At 45.1% G+C, this 912-nt stretch carries 1 pseudogene; it reads right to left on the minus strand.

The features are described from left to right. Positions 1–24: 24 nt before the first annotated feature. A pseudogene (locus DSM107010_RS37845) lies at positions 25–821 on the minus strand (IS5 family transposase). Positions 822–912: the final 91 nt, after the last annotated feature.

Consider the following 912-nt stretch of genomic DNA (forward strand, 5'->3'; position numbering starts at 1 on the left):
AGAACCTATTTATAAAGTAAACCTTTAAGCAGATAGGCGACGTAGCATAATTCGAGTCATAACAGCATAAATAGCTGCCTCGCTCATTTCTGGTAAACGCTCATAGTCCTTACTAAGACGACGATACCAGTTGAGCCAACCAAAGGTGCGCTCTACTACCCAACGTTTCGGTAACACTTCAAATTCTGGTTTGCTGCGATGAATAACTTCTACGCGAGCTTGAATCATGAGCCACACTGCTAAGGCAAAGCAATCACCATCGTACCCAGCATCTACCCACAACACCTTAACCCGTTGCAGCACCCCTCTAGTCGCTCCTCCAACAAAGACATTAAAGCATAGGCTGCAATTACACGCTCTCCTGCATTTGCCTCAGTCACGACCACTCTTAATAGTAGTCCTAAGCTATCGACTAATATCAGTCGCTTGCGTCCTTTTACTCGCTTATTGCCATCAAAACCATAGACCTCCCCCTTTTTTCTGTCGTCTTCACTGATTGGCTATCAGCAGCAACGGCCGGTAGGTTGAGTAGACTTATCCATTTGTCGGCGTACTTGGTCGCGCAAGGTGTGATTTATCTGCTCCCATACTCCTCGCTGCTGCCACTTGCGATAGTAACTGTATACCGTTGACGGTGGCGGAAAATCGCGTGGGAGTAATTCCCACTGGCATCCCGTTTTCAGTTGGTAATAAATGGCGTTACAGACTGCTCGCATATCTGTTGTCCGAGGATGTCCACCTTTTTTTGGGGCAGGAATTAGGGGTGCTAATATCTTCCATTCTGCATCGGTTAAATCCGTTGAATAACGTTTTTGAGACATAAACTGATGAGTGTGAATCCTTAATAGAGCATCCTACAGTTGATTTTTCTCCTTTTTGCCTCGTTTAAGATTTACTTTATGAATAGCCTCT

The organism is Chroococcidiopsis cubana SAG 39.79, from assembly GCF_003991895.1.
GTDB classification, from domain to species: Bacteria; Cyanobacteriota; Cyanobacteriia; order Cyanobacteriales; family Chroococcidiopsidaceae; genus Chroococcidiopsis; species Chroococcidiopsis thermalis.